Source organism: Chryseobacterium vaccae (assembly GCF_009602705.1).
Lineage (GTDB): Bacteria > Bacteroidota > Bacteroidia > Flavobacteriales > Weeksellaceae > Chryseobacterium > Chryseobacterium vaccae.
Genome location: NZ_VSWH01000001.1, coordinates 5,064,732 through 5,079,535 on the forward strand (window position 1 = coordinate 5,064,732; position 14,804 = coordinate 5,079,535).

Here is a 14,804-nt window from a genome sequence, read left to right on the forward strand (position 1 = left end):
TACCATTGACTTCGTCGAACCTTTGGTTTGTGGTTAAAAGATCTATTGAAAGGAATATTGAGTCATTTATATAAAAAAAGAGACCATCATGAAGACAGTCTCTTATTCAATATCATATCAGAACAATTATACAAAAGGAGCTTTTACCACTTTTGCGGGAATGTTCTTATTTCTTACCTGGATGAAAATTTCAGAACCCAGTTTGAAGTGAGGCTTATCCACATAAGCTAAACCTAAACCGATCTTTTTCATTGGAGACTGTGTTCCGGAAGTTACTTTTCCAATCACGTTTCCTTCAGCATCTACCACAGGGTAGTCATGTCTTGGAACCCCTTTATCCTGAAGCTCAAAACCTACTAATTTTCTGGTTACCCCTTCTTCTTTCTGTTTTGCGAAAACATCTTTAGACACAAAGTCTTTATCAAATTTTGTGATCCATCCTAAACCAGCTTCAATAGGAGAAGTAGTGTCATCAATATCATTTCCGTAAAGGCAGAATCCTTTTTCAAGTCTTAAAGTATCTCTGGCAGCCAGTCCGCAAGGAATAATTCCTTCAGCTTCTCCGGCTTTCATGATTTCGTCCCAAAGTTTTACGGCATCCTCATTGTTGAAATAGATTTCAAAACCACCGCTTCCTGTATATCCTGTATTGGAAATGATCACATTATTTACTCCGGCAACACTTCCTACAGTGAAGTTATAATAAGGAATCTCTGAAAGGTTGGTTTCAGTAAGCTTCTGAAGTATTTCAGTAGCCTTAGGTCCCTGTACAGCCAATAATGACATATCATCAGATGCATTGGTCATTTTAGCCCCAAAAGTATTATATTTTGAAATATGATTCCAGTCTTTATCGATATTGGAAGCGTTTACTACAACAAAATATTTGTCGTCCTCCATCTTATAAACGATAAGATCATCCACGATTCCTCCGTTTTCATTCGGAAGGCATGAATATTGTGCTTTTCCGTTTTCCAGAGCGTCTACATTGTTGGTTGTAACCAATTGTAAAAGGTCTTTAGATCCCGGTCCTTCAATGAAGAATTGTCCCATGTGTGAAACATCAAACAATCCTGCTTTTTCTCTTACCGCAAAGTGCTCTTCCGTTACTCCTGAATATTGTACAGGCATTTCAAAACCTGCAAAAGGTACGATTTTAGCGCCTAAAGAAGCGTGCTTGTCGTATAAAGCTGTTTTCTTCATATTTTAATTCTTATTTCTTTATTTTAAAGCTGTTAAAAGTTTCATTAAAAAGGCTCATATAATTTCCATTCCAGAATTTCTGCCCGCAGTTGATGGAAACCAGATAAATGCTTTTATCTTTCTGAAAAGCCCGGGTAACCCAGAACAGTTTTTCCTTTTCGTCAAAATACTCGTAGAAATATTCTGTATATCCCTTTTTGCCTTTATTTTCTTTGATTTTGTTTTCCTCCTCATTGGATTTGTATAAAGCCAGTATGAATTTTTTCATTTCGGCTTTAGGAATTTCAAGATCGTGGTATTCTGAAATGGTTACAGCACCAATCTCACTCGTAGGAAAAATATTGATAATATCGCTGTCGTTGGTAGATTTCCATCCGTCAGGAACATTAATGGAGTAATTAGGGCTGTCATACACTTTTGATTTCTGAGCAAACAACAAGCTGCCTGATAAAAAAGTGAATGCTAAAAGTGCTTTTTTTATCATTTAAAAATGGTGTTTATATTCTTCAAGGATGATTTTGAACCATTCTGTAAAATACTCAGGAGAATTGGCTATTTCTTGATCTAGATCTTCCATTGAAATAAACCTTACTTCTTCCACTTCCTCTTTATTTAAATTGAATTCAGATTCGTAATTCCCGGTAAATACATAATCCAGCTCATGTTCCCAGAGTCCTCCGCCTACATCAGCCTTGTAAATGAAATTAAACTTTTCAGAAAGTTCTGTTTCAATTCCCAATTCTTCTTTTAATCTTCGTTGGGCACCTTCCAGATAAGTTTCCTCTTTTCTGGGGTGAGAGCATACCGCATTAGTCCATTGGTTAGGAGAATGGTATTTCCCGGAAGCTCTTTTCTGAAGAAGCATTTCCCCGTTGTTGTTAAAAAGAAATACAGAAAATGCACGATGCAGAAGCCCGTTGACATGAGCCTGCTGCTTTTCCATCAAACCCAGAACTTCATCTTCAGGATTTACTAAAACTACAAATTCTTCCATTTCTACAAATGTAAGCCTAATAAATGTATTTTGGAAATTTTTGGTAAAACATCATATTTTATGGTTGCCAGGCTCTTTCTTCCTCCTTCCAGCGTATTAAGCTTAAACTCTATTCATCTAATTTCTACCCAATAAAATTAAAAATGACAAAATCAGACAAACCTACACCTTATTCAATAGGGTTGGGCTTTAGCCCAACACCCATAAAAAACAATATTCGTAAAAACACCCATCCGTAAAAATTCAACATCAATAAAATCCAACATCCCGCATGTTTCACCATTGAAGTCTAATACAAAACAAGTCGCAATACTTATATCATAAATTCATTCGGATCAAATAAATCCAATAACATAATAAATAATAATTAAGAAAAATTTTAATAAAAATGATTTATTGAGAAGTAAAATATTTATATTATTCATTGAATATATGTTTTTATAGTAAAATTTTAACATAAACCCAATTTGATACTTCTGTTAGTTTTAAAAGCCTTAACTTTACATCTTAATTAGAAGTGATGGAATTAGAATACATAGAGCACGTAAGTCCGATTCTTAAGGACGGGGTGAAAAATTACTTAATTGATATCGACGGAACCATTACAGATGATGTTCCCAACGAAGAACCGGAAAGAATGGTTACCTGTGAGCCTTATCCTGACGCACTCGAAACAATCAACAAATGGTATGATGAAGGGCACCAGATCTGTTTTTTCACATCAAGAACAGAAAACCTGAAGCAAATTACCATAGACTGGCTAGATAAGCACGGTTTCAAATACCACAGTGTACTCTGCGGAAAACCAAGAGGAGGAAACTATCACTGGATAGACAATCACCTGGTAAGAGCTACAAGATACAAAGGCAAGTTTACAGACCTTGTAGAGAAGCAGGTTACCATAGAAGTTTTCAAAGATTAATCAACGATAATGCGAAGATTTAAAGATTATAAGAAGAAGTGTACGCACAGAAAATTCTATAATTTTTAAATCTTTCAGTTTTTAATATATATTGTATTTATGAAAGTTTTAGCAAACGACGGTCTCGATCAATCCGGAATTGACGCACTTACTGAAAAGGGTTTTGAGGTGATTACAACAAAAGTTCCTCAGGAGTTTTTAGTGGATTATATTAATGAACATAAGATCCGTACCCTGTTGGTGAGGAGTGCTACCCAGGTTAGAAAAGATATTATTGATAACTGTCCCTCTCTTGGGATCATTGGACGTGGAGGAGTAGGAATGGATAATATCGATGTGGATTATGCCAGAGAAAAGGGAATTCATGTGATTAACACTCCTTCTGCTTCTTCAGAATCAGTGGCAGAACTTGTTTTTGCGCACCTGTTTTCGGGGGCAAGATTTCTTCAGGATTCAAACCGTAAAATGCCTCAGGTGGGAGATACAGAATTTGCCGCTCTTAAAAAAGCATACACCGCGGGAATTGAATTGCGAGGGAAAACCATCGGAATTATAGGAATGGGCCGAATTGGGCAGGAAGTTGCCAGAATCGCATTAGGATTGGGGATGAGAGTGATCGCAGCTGATAATAATGTAGGAAAGGCCAGCATCAAAGTAAAATTCTATAACAATCAGTTTATTAATGTAGATATAGAAACAGAACCACTTCAGGATGTTTTAAAACACTCAGATTTCATTACGCTTCATGTGCCTGCTCAGAAAGAGGGATATATGATCGGTAAAAATGAATTTGACAGTATGAAAGACGGAGTAGCGGTAGTCAACTGTTCAAGAGGAGGAGTGATTGATGAAACGGCCTTAATTGAAGCATTAGATTCCGGTAAAGTAAAATTTGCAGGATTAGATGTTTTCATTAACGAACCGGTACCTTCCAAAGAAATTTTAAATCATGCTAAAATCTCCCTGACACCCCATACAGGTGCATCAACACTGGAAGCTCAGGATAGAATAGGACTTTCGTTGGCGGAGCAAATTTCAAGTATTTTGCAGATTCAATAAAACGCAGTACAGCATAAAAAAGAAAGGCACTTCAATCTGAAGTGTCTTTCTTTTTTATACATTAAACTTGTTTAAACTTTTTAGCAGGACATTAAAAGTTTAAACAGCTTTATTATTTTTGTTTCAGGAGATCTCTAATTTCCGTCAGTAGTTTTTGGTCTTCAGTAGGTCCGGCAGGAGCAGCCTCTTCTTTTTTGATGATTTTGTTAGCTCCTTTTATGATCCAGAAAAGTACCATTGCGATACACAGGAAACTGATAACGGCAGAAAGAAAATTACCATAAGTAACCCCATTCCATGAAAGTTTTGAAATGTTCTCGGCGCCTGCAGCCTTCAAAGCCGGATTCAGTAACAAAGGAGTAATAACATCCTCTACTAAAGATGAAACAATTTTTCCGAATGCACCTCCAATGATCACACCGACTGCCAGATCAAGTACATTGCCTTTAAAAGCAAAGTCTCTAAATTCTTTAACAAATCCCATAATTTATATTTTTTAATTAGTATCCACACAAAAATATAATTAAAAAATGTAAAAAACACCACTTTTTATCGTTTTTTTATCTCTAATATGCGGAATTTTATTATTGATATGAGTTGTATTTTTATATGAAGTTAGATTTAATTTAAATAATTTGTTTTATGATTAAATCATGTTTACGTTATTTCTTAAATCGGTTGTAATGAAAAATCTTTTGTAATTTGCCTAAAACTTATCGTATGAAAATCTTTACTGCAGAACAAATTCGTCAATGGGATGGGTTTACCATTTCTCATGAATCAATTACTTCTCTCAAACTGATGGAAAGAGCAGCTTTGGCACTGGCCGGATGGATCTCGGAAAACTGTAAAAACTATACCAGATTAGCCCTTTTTTGCGGTCATGGAAACAATGGAGGCGATGGGTTTGCAGCAGCCCGCATTCTGTACACCAAAGGATTTGATGTTGAGGTATTTGTACCAGACCTTAAAGCTGAATTTTCTGAAGATGCTTCAGTGAACTTACAAAGGCTGAAAGATTTCTCAGGGATTTCAGTCCGGGAACTTAATGGAACGGAAGAATACTCATTTGATAATGAAACGGTTATTGTTGATGCTCTTTTTGGAACGGGGCTGTCCAGACCTTTAGATGGAATTTACAAAAAGCTGGTTACGGAAATTAACGGAAAGGATAATATGAAGATTTCTGTAGATATTCCTTCTGGTTTGTCAGCAGATACTATTTTTACAGATGATACGGTTGTTTTTAAAGCTGATTACACATTAAGTCTTCAATGCTGGAAGAAGAGTTTTCTGCATCCGGAAACAGGAAAATATACAGGGAAAGTAGTTGTTCTGGAGATCGGGCTAAGTCCGGAATTTCAGAAACAGGAACAATCTGAAAATTATGTTGTTGATGAGCGTGTGATCTCCCGGATTTTTAAACCTAGAGAAGAATTCTCCCATAAAGGAACCTATGGAAAAGTTACCATTGTTGGCGGAAGTTATGGCAAAATAGGTGCAGCAGTATTATCCACCAAAGCTGCGTTGAAAACAGGTGCCGGACTGACCTTTACGCTGGCACCCGACTGCGGATATATGATTTTGCAGACAGCGTGTCCCGAAGCGATGTTCATAAAAGGAGGTGATGAATATATTGAAAATATTGATAATGAAGAAAATAGCATGTACGGTATCGGGCCGGGATTAGGAATCCATGAGAAAACCAGAAAAGCTCTTTTGGCCTTTTTAAAAGGATACAATAACCCCGTAGTGTTAGATGCTGATGCATTGAATATGCTTTCAGATAAACAGGACAACCTGAAATATATCCCAGGAAAATCGATTATCACTCCACATCCTAAAGAATTTGAAAGATTGTTCGGAAGCACAGCCAATTCCTTTGAGCGTTTGGAACTGGCCCGTAAAAAAGCAGGTGAACTTAATATTTATATTGTTTTAAAAGATCATCATACCCAGATCGTTACTCCTGAAGGAAAAGTGTTTTATAATATCACGGGAAATGCCGGACTTGCCAAAGGCGGAAGCGGAGATATTCTTACCGGGATTCTGACCTCACTGCTGGCTCAGGGATATTCAGTAGAAGAAACCTGTTTGCTGGGAGTTTGGCTTCACGGAAAAGCAGCTGATCTGGCTGCGGAAAAATATGCTAAAGAATCAATGCTTCCAACAGATGTTATTAATGAATTGGGAAATGTTTTTGCAGAGTTGAATAGGAAGAAGGTAAAATTGTAGAAGGAAAAGACATACAGAAAGTAAGAGTATACAAAAAGACCAGTCTGCATGATACAAACTGGTCTTTTATATTGAAGATAATTTCTTTTTATTTTCAGACTATTCCGGTTTTTCGTTCTCTGCCGGAGTGATTTTGAACTTCTTGGAAACCATCATAATAATTACCCCTGCAATCATAAATGGAATGGAAAGTACCTGTCCTGTATTAAGTGCGCCCAATTGGATGAACTCATCGCCTTGAGGTTCTTTCAGGAATTCAACAAAGAATCTTACTGCCCAAAGAATAATGAAAAACAGTCCGAACAACCATCCCTGCTGGTATTTTTTATTGGTTTTTCTGTACAATATCCATAATAAAATGAATAGACATATATACCCGAATGCTTCAAAAAGCTGGCTCGGGTAACGTGGTACAGTAACTCCGTATTCATCACTTTGCTGAGGGAAAAGAATAGCGAACGGAGAATTGGGATCTGCCGGTTTCCCAACAATTTCGGAATTGAAAAAATTTCCCAGTCTCACAAATGCTCCGCCTAAAGCAACTACAATTCCCAGTCTGTCATATACCCAGAACGGATTTTTTTTGATGACTCTGAATGAGTAGTATAAGGTGGTAAAGATCAGCGCAATCGTAGCTCCATGGCTGGCTAATCCCGAAAATCCTGTAAATTTAATCCCGTTTTTAGTGCTTATAGGTAAAAACACACTCCAGAAATCTTCTTTGAACAATTCCGGCTGATAGAAAATAACGTGACCAAGTCTTGCTCCGAGAATGGTTCCAATCAGCGTCCAGGTAAAAAGAGGCTCCAGATATTTTTGGTTGATGTTGTCAATCTTAAAGATTCTGGTCATCAGGATATACCCGAATCCGAAAGCAAAAACAAACATCAGGCTATAGAAATGCAGGGTAAAAGATCCTATCTGGATTCCTTTTGATGGATCCCAGATTTTGAAAGATGTTTCAAGGGCCACATGATCAGATTCAGTAATGGGTTTTGCAGATTTTACAGCGTATTTAAAATGTTTAATGTTGTCCTGGGTAACCTGACCTTCAATCAGTTTGAAATCTTTATCAAAAAACTGATAATGAGCACTTTTATATTTCACCAGAGTCAGCATACTGTAATTGAGATATGCCGGTTCAAAACTAGACTCATTCAGAATAACCAAAACATTTTTATCGGTTGGTTTTTCCGGAAAAGCACTAAGATCGTCGTTTTCTGTTGTAGAAAAAATCTTTACCGGAATGCTGCTTTCATTTACTTTTAACGTTCCGTCAGACAGGCCTCCCGGATATTCCTGTGCAAAAGCAATTTGCGTAAAAAAGGCAAAAATAAAGAGGTAAATTCTGAAAAAAGTAGTACTCATTTCTATTGATTTAATAGTTGATTTATTAATCTTATTTTTTGGGTGGAACAGGATCGTAGCCGCTGCCTCCCCAGGGATGACATCTTGAAATTCTTTTCGCTCCCAGCCAGAATCCTTTAAAAATACCGTGTACCTGAAGAGCTTTTACCATGTAATGAGAACAGGTAGGCTCGTAACGGCAGTTTTTGGGAAGCAGAGGCGAGATGAACCATTGGTAAAATTTTATCAAAATTACCAAAGGAAAAGTAATGATTTTATTGAATGTAAGTTTCAAAACAATGCAAAAATAGGGTAAAAAAATGAAAATTAGTTTAATTTTGTTAGAAGTTTCGGAGAACCAAAATCGGATTCTCTATTCAAAAAAAATAAAATTATCTTGAGCCAGAATATACCATTAGCCGAAAAATTAAGACCTAAAACATTAGATGAAGTTTTAGGACAGGAGCATCTTACCGGTGAAAAAGGCACGATCAGGAAAATGATCGAAAACAATACACTGAACTCCCTGATCCTTTGGGGCCCGCCGGGAACAGGGAAAACAACACTGGCGGAAATTATTTCTGAAAAATCGGGAAGAAAATTTTATAAGCTTTCAGCCGTTTCATCGGGAGTGAAAGATGTGCGGGATGTGATTGAAGATGCCAAAAAACAAAATCTGTTTTCCGGAAAATCACCTATCTTATTTATTGATGAGATTCACCGCTTTAATAAATCCCAGCAGGACTCATTATTACATGCTGTTGAAAAAGGATGGATCGTTTTAATTGGAGCAACTACAGAAAACCCCAGCTTTGAAGTGGTTTCCGCATTGCTTTCAAGAAGCCAGGTGTATATTCTGAAAGCACTGAGTTATGAAAAGCTTGAAGAACTGATTGATACCGCGTCTGAGAGGTACAATAAAGATGAGGGAACAGACTTTAAAATTCTTGAAAAAGAAGCTTTCATCCAATATTCAGGAGGAGATGCCAGGAAGCTGATTAATTCTGTGGAATTGGTTTTGAATCAATATAAAAATTCGGATACCAATGAAATTATTAATGCAGACGTTCTTGAAGTACTTCAGGAAACGATGGCGCTGTATGATAAAAACGGAGAGCAGCATTACGATATTATTTCTGCTTTTATCAAATCGATGCGTGGTGGTGACCCGAACGGAGCGGTGTATTGGCTGGCCAGAATGATTGCAGGAGGTGAAGATATCAAATTCATCGCACGGCGGATGCTGATTCTGGCGGCAGAAGATGTAGGTCTGGCTAATCCTAATGCGCTGGTTATTGCCAATAACTGTTTTCAGGCGGTGAATGTAATCGGAAACCCGGAAGCAAGGATTATATTAAGCGAAACAGCGGTCTATCTGGCGGTTTCTCCAAAGAGTAACTCGGCTTATATGGCCATTAATGATGCGCTGGCACTTGTGAAACAGACAGGAAATCTTCCCGTGCCGCTGCATTTACGAAATGCACCAACCAAACTGATGAAGGATCTGGACTATGGCAAAGAATATAAATATGCCCATTCGTACGAGGGTAATTTCGTAGAACAGGAATTTCTTCCGGAAGAAATTAAAAACAGCCGGTTTTATGAACCCGGAAATAATGCTACCGAGAAAAAAATCTTCGAAGAGTTAAAGAAAAAATGGACGAATAAATATTAAAAAAGAAGGATGCCGGCAGGTATCCTTCTTTATGTATAAAAAAAGAAAATTTATTTATTGGTGATGAATAACGTCTTTTTTCCGTTATGATCTTTAACGTCAAACTGCCCCTGAACAATATCGGCATATACTTCAATGCTGGTATCAGGGAATTCTGTTCCTTCAATGAAAACCGGGGTTTCCGGAGCCAGATTATACTGTCTGTTCATCTGGGATAATGTTACCCGATCCAGACCTTCATATCCTTTCTTAAACTTAACTTCAGAAAGCCCGTTCTGAGCAATGAAGCTGTATTTTTTCAGGTTTTGAGGCAGGCTGGCAGCATTTTTATAATTTACTGAACTCTGTACCACCTCTTTTCTTGTATTAAACATCTTTACGGTTCCGATAACGTCATTGGCAACAGCGAACTTTACAGAAGAGTTGGTCTGGGCAAATAAAGTTGCAGAAGACAACAATAAAAAAGAATAAAGTAATTTTTTCATAATCAGAATGGATAACTGTTAAAAACGGGATAAATATAACTATTTTTTATAGAATGTTAATGTATTTTTGTGATATTTCGATAATTACTTAGAAATATATGTTTTTATTGAGGATATAATTTTTAGAGATTATATTTCAATAGCCTGCTTTTGCGTCCGATGGTTATACCCTATATATTTACAAACAGGACAGGATGACTTTAGCCTGATAATTTTCAGTTTTTTTTAATTGGGGCTTTTTCCCTGTATATATAGGGTGTTTTTCCTGTGATTTTATTAATTGATGTTATATAGCTTTGTTAGTATAAATAACGTCATGAAAATCAAAGAGTTCCTTTCCAGACTTGTTGCTGCTGTGAATGCAGAAATAACAGGAACCCCCATTGTTGAACTAGCCAATATAGCCACTTTAAACGATGGAGATGAATTTCTTTCTTCCAAATCTTCTATCATTTTATCAATCGTCAACATAGAAGAAGATAAGATCCTTAAAAATCAGAGTTTATACAAGAACCAGCTTTCACCGGGGGGCAGCATGGAAAAATACAGAAATCCAACTCAGAATTTAATTCTATCACTCTTGTTTGCCTCTTATAATATAGACCAGTCGAAATACACAGAAGGAATAGATAAGCTGGAAGTCGTGATCCGGTACTTTCAGAATAAAAATGTTTTTTACTGGCAGGCTCCCAATTTATTGGAAAATATACCGGAAACCGGTTCTTATGATAAGCTTGTATTTGAAATGGTAAGCCTGAAGATGGATCAGCTCAATCAGATGTGGTCCTGTCTTGGATCCAGATATATCCCTTCAGTGCTGTATCGGGTACAGATGCTTTCCATTCAGGCAGAAGAAACTACATCAGATAAAATCATTGAAAAAGCTGATGTCAGACTTTGGGAAAACAATCCGCATGACTCTGCCGGACATCTCGAATCAGGTGTCTTCACCAAAAATGCCAATAACGAAATTATACCAACTACATAAAATTAATCATCATGAATATTAGTGCCATTAAAACCCCGGGAGTATATATCAATGAAATTGATGCATTTCCTCCTTCCATTGCCAATGTGGCAACCGCTATCCCTGCATTTGTAGGATTTACAGAAAAGGCCTCGCTGAAAAAAGATGCCGTGAGGATTACTTCGATGCTGGAGTATGAACAGATTTTTGGAGGAGCACCTGAGCCCAAAAGTATTACTGTCGTTTTAGACGCAAACAACCAGCCTACGGATGCCTGCAAAGTTGAAGAAAGCATCTTTAAGCTCTATAACAGTCTACAGCTTTTTTATGCTAACGGCGGCGGGGTCTGCTATATCGTTTCTATAGGAATCTATGATGATCAACCGGATTTTACAAGCGCCGGAACAAAAGATTTATTTATTGCAGGTCTGCAGTTATTAGAAAAGAAAGACGAACCTACTTTATTATTATTTCCTGATGCAGCGGGTTTATCAACAGCTAATTTACTGGGAATGGTTCAGGCAGAAGCATTAAAACAATGCAATAAGCTTATGGACAGGTTCAGCATAATAGATGTAAAACAAGAGGCAGATTTAATTCAGGACAGCGAAGATTTCAGAAATGAAGTCGGAAACCAGTTCTTAAAATACGGAGCAGCTTATTATCCGTATCTGCAATGTAATTTTCCGTATCAGTTCAGATTTCATTATATCAATGCGCAGGTGAACTTTTCAGACATCTATAAAAATGATGCTAAGATTGTAAAACTACTGAGTGATTTTCAGGAATTGTATTCGGAAATATATGATAACAGTTACGAATTTAAATGGAGCAGCCTGGATAAAGAAAAGACAACTGTTGAATTTGAAGACAATGATCCCGAAAAAACATTAAACACAAACGCCTATATCGATAAAATATGGAAGCTGTTGGCTGTTTTCAAAGAATTAAATTCAGTTACCAACGGCTCTTATAAGAGTTATCTTAAAGACATTGTCTCTGTTAATTTAAAAAAATATGCACAGCAGCTCTTTGATTTTAAAGGAGAATATGATACGCTGCTGGTGCAGACATTACCAAGCCTAGATATTGAAGCAGGAACTGCATTTGGAGACGTCACCCGAAATCTGACAAATGATGAAAAAACGCTTGTCAATAACACCTCTTTTGATACCATAATATGGGGAAGTTTAGCTATGGCTGATTCTTACAAAGACAAGCTGAACATAAAGTTAATTGATCAGGATGGCAATGAAATAAAAGACGGAGCAAACAGCTTGAAAATTATTAACATTCCTATTATTCAGGCTGAATTAGATAAAATACTGTCAAATGTTGTTCAGACGATGAATTCGGTATTGAGTGCAATTTCAAATTATATTCTGGAAGAAGAAAAGAAGCTGATCACCCAGCTGCCGTTATTCAAACAAATTACCGATAAATTATCCCAATTTATGAATACCGTTCCGCCTTCCGGAGCTATTGCAGGAATTTATGCTCAGACTGATGCTACCCGCGGAGTATGGAAAGCTCCAGCCAATGTAAGTATAAACGGAATCGTTGGATTAACGGATGATATTAACGACAAAGATCAGGAAGATATGAATATTCATGAAACCGGAAAATCCATCAATGCGATCCGAAAATTTACAGGAAGAGGAACTCTGGTCTGGGGTGCGAGAACGCTGGCCGGAAACAGCAATGACTGGCGTTATATCAATGTGAGAAGATTAGCCAATATGATTGAAGAATCAGCGAAAAAAGCCTGTATGCAGTTTGTGTTTGAGCCCAATGTTGCTCAAACCTGGGTTAATGTAAAGGGAATGATCGAGAACTACCTGACCACTCTCTGGAATGATGGTGCTTTAGCCGGAGCAAAACCGGAGCACGCTTTCTTTGTAGCAGTTGGATTAAACCAAACAATGTCTGCACAGGATATCCTTGAAGGCAGAATGATCGTAAAAATAGGATATGCCCCTTCAAGACCTGCAGAATTTATCATTTTGGAATTCAAACAGATACAGCAAAAATCTTAATTATTAATTCTAAAACTATACAACATGACAAGTACAGATTTTCCGCTACCAAAGTTTCACTTCAGTGTAGAATGGGGCGGCTGTAAAATAGCTTTTACAGAAGTATCCGGACTCAATAAAGAAATGGATATTATAGAACACCGGGTAGGATCAAGTCCTGAATTCTTTAAAAAGAAAATGCCGGGAATGCTTAAGCTCAGTAATATTACGCTTAAAAGAGGAATATTCGCAGGAGATAATGAATTTTATGACTGGTACAATACTGTTGCATTAAATACCGTGGAACGCCGTAACATCACTATTTCTTTATTAAATGAAAACCACGAGCCTAAAGTCGTATGGAAAGTAAAAGATTGTTTTATCGTTTCCTTAAAATGTACAGATATGAAATCTGATGCCAATGAAGCAGCCATAGACTCTGTAGAAATTGCCAATCACGGATTTACAATGGAGCACCTATAAATCTAAACATTATGTCTGACAGCAATCCCATTCCCGGTTTTTACTTTTCCGTCATCTTTGAATTATTGCCGCAATTCAGTATTGATACAAAATTTCAAAGTGTAAACGGATTGAAGGTTACGATGGAAACGGAGCCTTATACCGAGGGCGGACAAAATAAATTCAAACACAGCTTGCCGCTGCGTTCAGGATATCAGGATCTGGTTCTGAAAAGAGGATTAACTTCGGATATGTCTGGCTTATCCATGTGGTGTAATCAGGCATTGGAGGATTTTGTTTTTTATCCCGCCAACCTGGTTGTTTCCTTATTGAATGAAAAAGGAAATCCTCTGAAAGTATGGTATGTATCCCATGCCATCCCGTTGAGCTATGAATTCAGTGATTTTGATGCAGAACAGAATAAAATTGTGATTGAAACCATTACACTGAAATATAATTTTTTTAAAGAACTGCCGGTTCCAGGCTTTTAATACTTGAAAAATGGCTATTCAGATTAAAGAATTACACATCAAAGTGAAGATTGAAGAAGAGCCGGTAAATTCTACCCGTTCTGAGCAGACAGATCCTCTGAAGATGCAGGAACTGAAATCGCAGCTCATTAAAGAGTGTACCCGTGAAGTACTGGAAAAACTTAAAGAAAAAAAAGAAAGATGATACAGGCAGCATTGGGTATTATAGACAAAATGCGGATCGAAGTTTACGAGGATAATAAATATACCACCCCCAAAAAAACCATTTTCGTACAGCTCAATCCGGAGAAATATACCCGCAAAAACAATGTTACATTCTCCGAAGATCAGCCGATGGGAGCTTCAGCCAATAATCTCAGCTTCAGCAAAAGCCAGAGCGAAGAAGTGACTTTCGATTTTATTTTCGACAGTTCGGGTGTTGTACCGCCGGGAAAGATAAAAGACGGCAAAGGAGAGATGTCGTTACTGGATAAAGCAGGAGATGTTCTGGATGCACTTACCCCCGCCATTGTAAATCCTTTTGCAGAGGTAAAATCGGTGGAGGAGCATGTGGAAGCATTTAAAAATCTTACCATCGGATATAACGGAAAAACTCATCAGACCGCTTATTTGCAGCTTCTTTGGGGAGCATTCAAACTCCAGTGCCGCATGAAGAGCATGGATATAGAATATACGCTTTTCAGAAAAGACGGACGGCCCATCAGAGCTAAAGTTAAATGTGTTTTTAAGGCAACAGCAACACATCAGATCATGGTTGCAGAGCAAAATAAAACATCTCCGGATCTTACCCATCTTAAAACGGTGAGTATGAATGACAAACTGGTGCTTATGGCAGAAAATATCTATGAAAATCCTTCATATTATGTGGATGTAGCTCAGGTCAATAAGCTGTTAAGCTTCAGAAAAATAGAAACCGGGCAAAACATTTCGTTTCCGCCTATTAAATAAA

General features: G+C 37.3%; 17 protein-coding genes. 10 read left to right on the forward strand and 7 right to left on the reverse strand.

Translation table 11 applies throughout. From position 1 onward, the window contains the following. Nucleotides 1-126: 126 nt before the first annotated feature. Genes gcvT through idi form a run of 3 tightly spaced genes read right to left on the reverse strand, consistent with a single transcriptional unit; the run spans nucleotide 127 to nucleotide 2,197 of the window. A complete protein-coding gene (gene gcvT, locus FW768_RS23190) occupies nucleotides 127-1,203 on the reverse strand; it encodes a glycine cleavage system aminomethyltransferase GcvT (protein ID WP_153399666.1) in 1,077 nt (358 codons plus the stop codon). Between the two features lie 10 nt (nucleotides 1,204-1,213). Continuing rightward, complete coding sequence (locus tag FW768_RS23195; RefSeq protein WP_153399667.1) at nucleotides 1,214-1,687, reverse strand: hypothetical protein; 474 nt, start codon at nucleotides 1,685-1,687, stop codon at nucleotides 1,214-1,216. Next, a complete protein-coding gene (gene idi, locus FW768_RS23200; RefSeq protein WP_153399668.1) occupies nucleotides 1,688-2,197 on the reverse strand; it encodes an isopentenyl-diphosphate Delta-isomerase in 510 nt (169 codons plus the stop codon). Between the two features lie 520 nt (nucleotides 2,198-2,717). Between idi and FW768_RS23205 the strand changes: the two genes are divergently transcribed. Together FW768_RS23205 and FW768_RS23210 are read left to right on the forward strand one after the other, a co-directional pair. Further along, complete coding sequence (locus FW768_RS23205) at nucleotides 2,718-3,119, forward strand: LNS2 domain-containing protein (protein ID WP_153399669.1); 402 nt, start codon at nucleotides 2,718-2,720, stop codon at nucleotides 3,117-3,119. Nucleotides 3,120-3,218: 99 nt separating this feature from the next. Continuing rightward, a complete protein-coding gene (locus FW768_RS23210) occupies nucleotides 3,219-4,178 on the forward strand; it encodes a D-2-hydroxyacid dehydrogenase (RefSeq protein ID WP_153399670.1) in 960 nt (319 codons plus the stop codon). 112 nt (nucleotides 4,179-4,290) lie between these two features. On the opposite strand, the gene mscL is transcribed toward FW768_RS23210, so the two are convergent. Then, a complete protein-coding gene (gene mscL, locus FW768_RS23215; RefSeq protein WP_153399672.1) occupies nucleotides 4,291-4,662 on the reverse strand; it encodes a large conductance mechanosensitive channel protein MscL in 372 nt (123 codons plus the stop codon). Nucleotides 4,663-4,898: 236 nt separating this feature from the next. Between mscL and FW768_RS23220 the strand changes: the two genes are divergently transcribed. Beyond that, nucleotides 4,899-6,413, forward strand: coding sequence for an NAD(P)H-hydrate dehydratase (locus FW768_RS23220; RefSeq protein WP_153399674.1), 1,515 nt, complete (start codon nucleotides 4,899-4,901; stop codon nucleotides 6,411-6,413). 99 nt (nucleotides 6,414-6,512) lie between these two features. On the opposite strand, the gene lgt is transcribed toward FW768_RS23220, so the two are convergent. Together lgt and yidD are read right to left on the reverse strand one after the other, a co-directional pair. Further along, entirely contained in the window at nucleotides 6,513-7,385 is an 873-nt protein-coding gene (lgt, locus tag FW768_RS23795; RefSeq protein ID WP_394349984.1) for a prolipoprotein diacylglyceryl transferase, read from the reverse strand. 427 nt (nucleotides 7,386-7,812) lie between these two features. After that, a complete protein-coding gene (yidD, locus tag FW768_RS23230) occupies nucleotides 7,813-8,055 on the reverse strand; it encodes a membrane protein insertion efficiency factor YidD (protein ID WP_062697076.1) in 243 nt (80 codons plus the stop codon). 102 nt (nucleotides 8,056-8,157) lie between these two features. Between yidD and FW768_RS23235 the strand changes: the two genes are divergently transcribed. Continuing rightward, entirely contained in the window at nucleotides 8,158-9,435 is a 1,278-nt protein-coding gene (locus FW768_RS23235; RefSeq protein WP_153399676.1) for a replication-associated recombination protein A, read from the forward strand. Nucleotides 9,436-9,485: 50 nt separating this feature from the next. Here the strand turns inward: FW768_RS23235 and FW768_RS23240 are convergent, their stop codons facing one another. After that, complete coding sequence (locus FW768_RS23240) at nucleotides 9,486-9,920, reverse strand: hypothetical protein (RefSeq protein ID WP_153399678.1); 435 nt, start codon at nucleotides 9,918-9,920, stop codon at nucleotides 9,486-9,488. Nucleotides 9,921-10,236: 316 nt separating this feature from the next. Here FW768_RS23240 and FW768_RS23245 point away from each other — a divergent pair, with 316 nt between their 5' ends. From FW768_RS23245 to FW768_RS23270, 6 genes are read left to right on the forward strand one after another with little or no spacing between them, the layout of a single operon-like run. Next, complete coding sequence (locus FW768_RS23245) at nucleotides 10,237-10,908, forward strand: Pvc16 family protein (protein ID WP_185152036.1); 672 nt, start codon at nucleotides 10,237-10,239, stop codon at nucleotides 10,906-10,908. A gap of 11 nt (nucleotides 10,909-10,919) precedes the next feature. Beyond that, a complete protein-coding gene (locus FW768_RS23250) occupies nucleotides 10,920-12,923 on the forward strand; it encodes a phage tail sheath C-terminal domain-containing protein (RefSeq protein ID WP_196782930.1) in 2,004 nt (667 codons plus the stop codon). A 24-nt stretch (nucleotides 12,924-12,947) separates the two neighbouring features. Beyond that, nucleotides 12,948-13,385, forward strand: coding sequence for a phage tail protein (locus FW768_RS23255; RefSeq protein ID WP_153399682.1), 438 nt, complete (start codon nucleotides 12,948-12,950; stop codon nucleotides 13,383-13,385). 11 nt (nucleotides 13,386-13,396) lie between these two features. Continuing rightward, entirely contained in the window at nucleotides 13,397-13,855 is a 459-nt protein-coding gene (locus FW768_RS23260; protein WP_153399684.1) for a phage tail protein, read from the forward strand. Nucleotides 13,856-13,865: 10 nt separating this feature from the next. After that, nucleotides 13,866-14,039, forward strand: coding sequence for a DUF5908 family protein (locus FW768_RS23265; protein WP_153399686.1), 174 nt, complete (start codon nucleotides 13,866-13,868; stop codon nucleotides 14,037-14,039). Next, on the forward strand, nucleotides 14,036-14,803 hold the full coding sequence (locus tag FW768_RS23270) for a CIS tube protein (RefSeq protein WP_153399688.1): 768 nt from the start codon (nucleotides 14,036-14,038) through the stop codon (nucleotides 14,801-14,803). The genes FW768_RS23265 and FW768_RS23270 overlap by 4 nt, the downstream gene beginning before the upstream one ends. The last annotated feature ends 1 nt before the right edge of the window (nucleotide 14,804 follow it).

Bases quoted from the DNA above. Each gene is read 5' to 3' on its own strand.
- FW768_RS23245 (WP_185152036.1), top strand. From the start codon at position 10,237: ATGAAAATCAAAGAGTTCCTTTCCAGACTTGTTGCTGCTGTGAATGCA.
- gcvT (WP_153399666.1), bottom strand. From the start codon at position 1,203: ATGAAGAAAACAGCTTTATACGACAAGCACGCTTCTTTAGGCGCTAAA.
- FW768_RS23265 (WP_153399686.1), top strand. From the start codon at position 13,866: ATGGCTATTCAGATTAAAGAATTACACATCAAAGTGAAGATTGAAGAA.
- mscL (WP_153399672.1), bottom strand. From the start codon at position 4,662: ATGGGATTTGTTAAAGAATTTAGAGACTTTGCTTTTAAAGGCAATGTA.
- FW768_RS23250 (WP_196782930.1), top strand. From the start codon at position 10,920: ATGAATATTAGTGCCATTAAAACCCCGGGAGTATATATCAATGAAATT.
- FW768_RS23220 (WP_153399674.1), top strand. From the start codon at position 4,899: ATGAAAATCTTTACTGCAGAACAAATTCGTCAATGGGATGGGTTTACC.
- idi (WP_153399668.1), bottom strand. From the start codon at position 2,197: ATGGAAGAATTTGTAGTTTTAGTAAATCCTGAAGATGAAGTTCTGGGT.
- FW768_RS23195 (WP_153399667.1), bottom strand. From the start codon at position 1,687: ATGATAAAAAAAGCACTTTTAGCATTCACTTTTTTATCAGGCAGCTTG.
- FW768_RS23270 (WP_153399688.1), top strand. From the start codon at position 14,036: ATGATACAGGCAGCATTGGGTATTATAGACAAAATGCGGATCGAAGTT.
- FW768_RS23260 (WP_153399684.1), top strand. From the start codon at position 13,397: ATGTCTGACAGCAATCCCATTCCCGGTTTTTACTTTTCCGTCATCTTT.
- FW768_RS23210 (WP_153399670.1), top strand. From the start codon at position 3,219: ATGAAAGTTTTAGCAAACGACGGTCTCGATCAATCCGGAATTGACGCA.
- FW768_RS23205 (WP_153399669.1), top strand. From the start codon at position 2,718: ATGGAATTAGAATACATAGAGCACGTAAGTCCGATTCTTAAGGACGGG.
- FW768_RS23255 (WP_153399682.1), top strand. From the start codon at position 12,948: ATGACAAGTACAGATTTTCCGCTACCAAAGTTTCACTTCAGTGTAGAA.
- FW768_RS23240 (WP_153399678.1), bottom strand. From the start codon at position 9,920: ATGAAAAAATTACTTTATTCTTTTTTATTGTTGTCTTCTGCAACTTTA.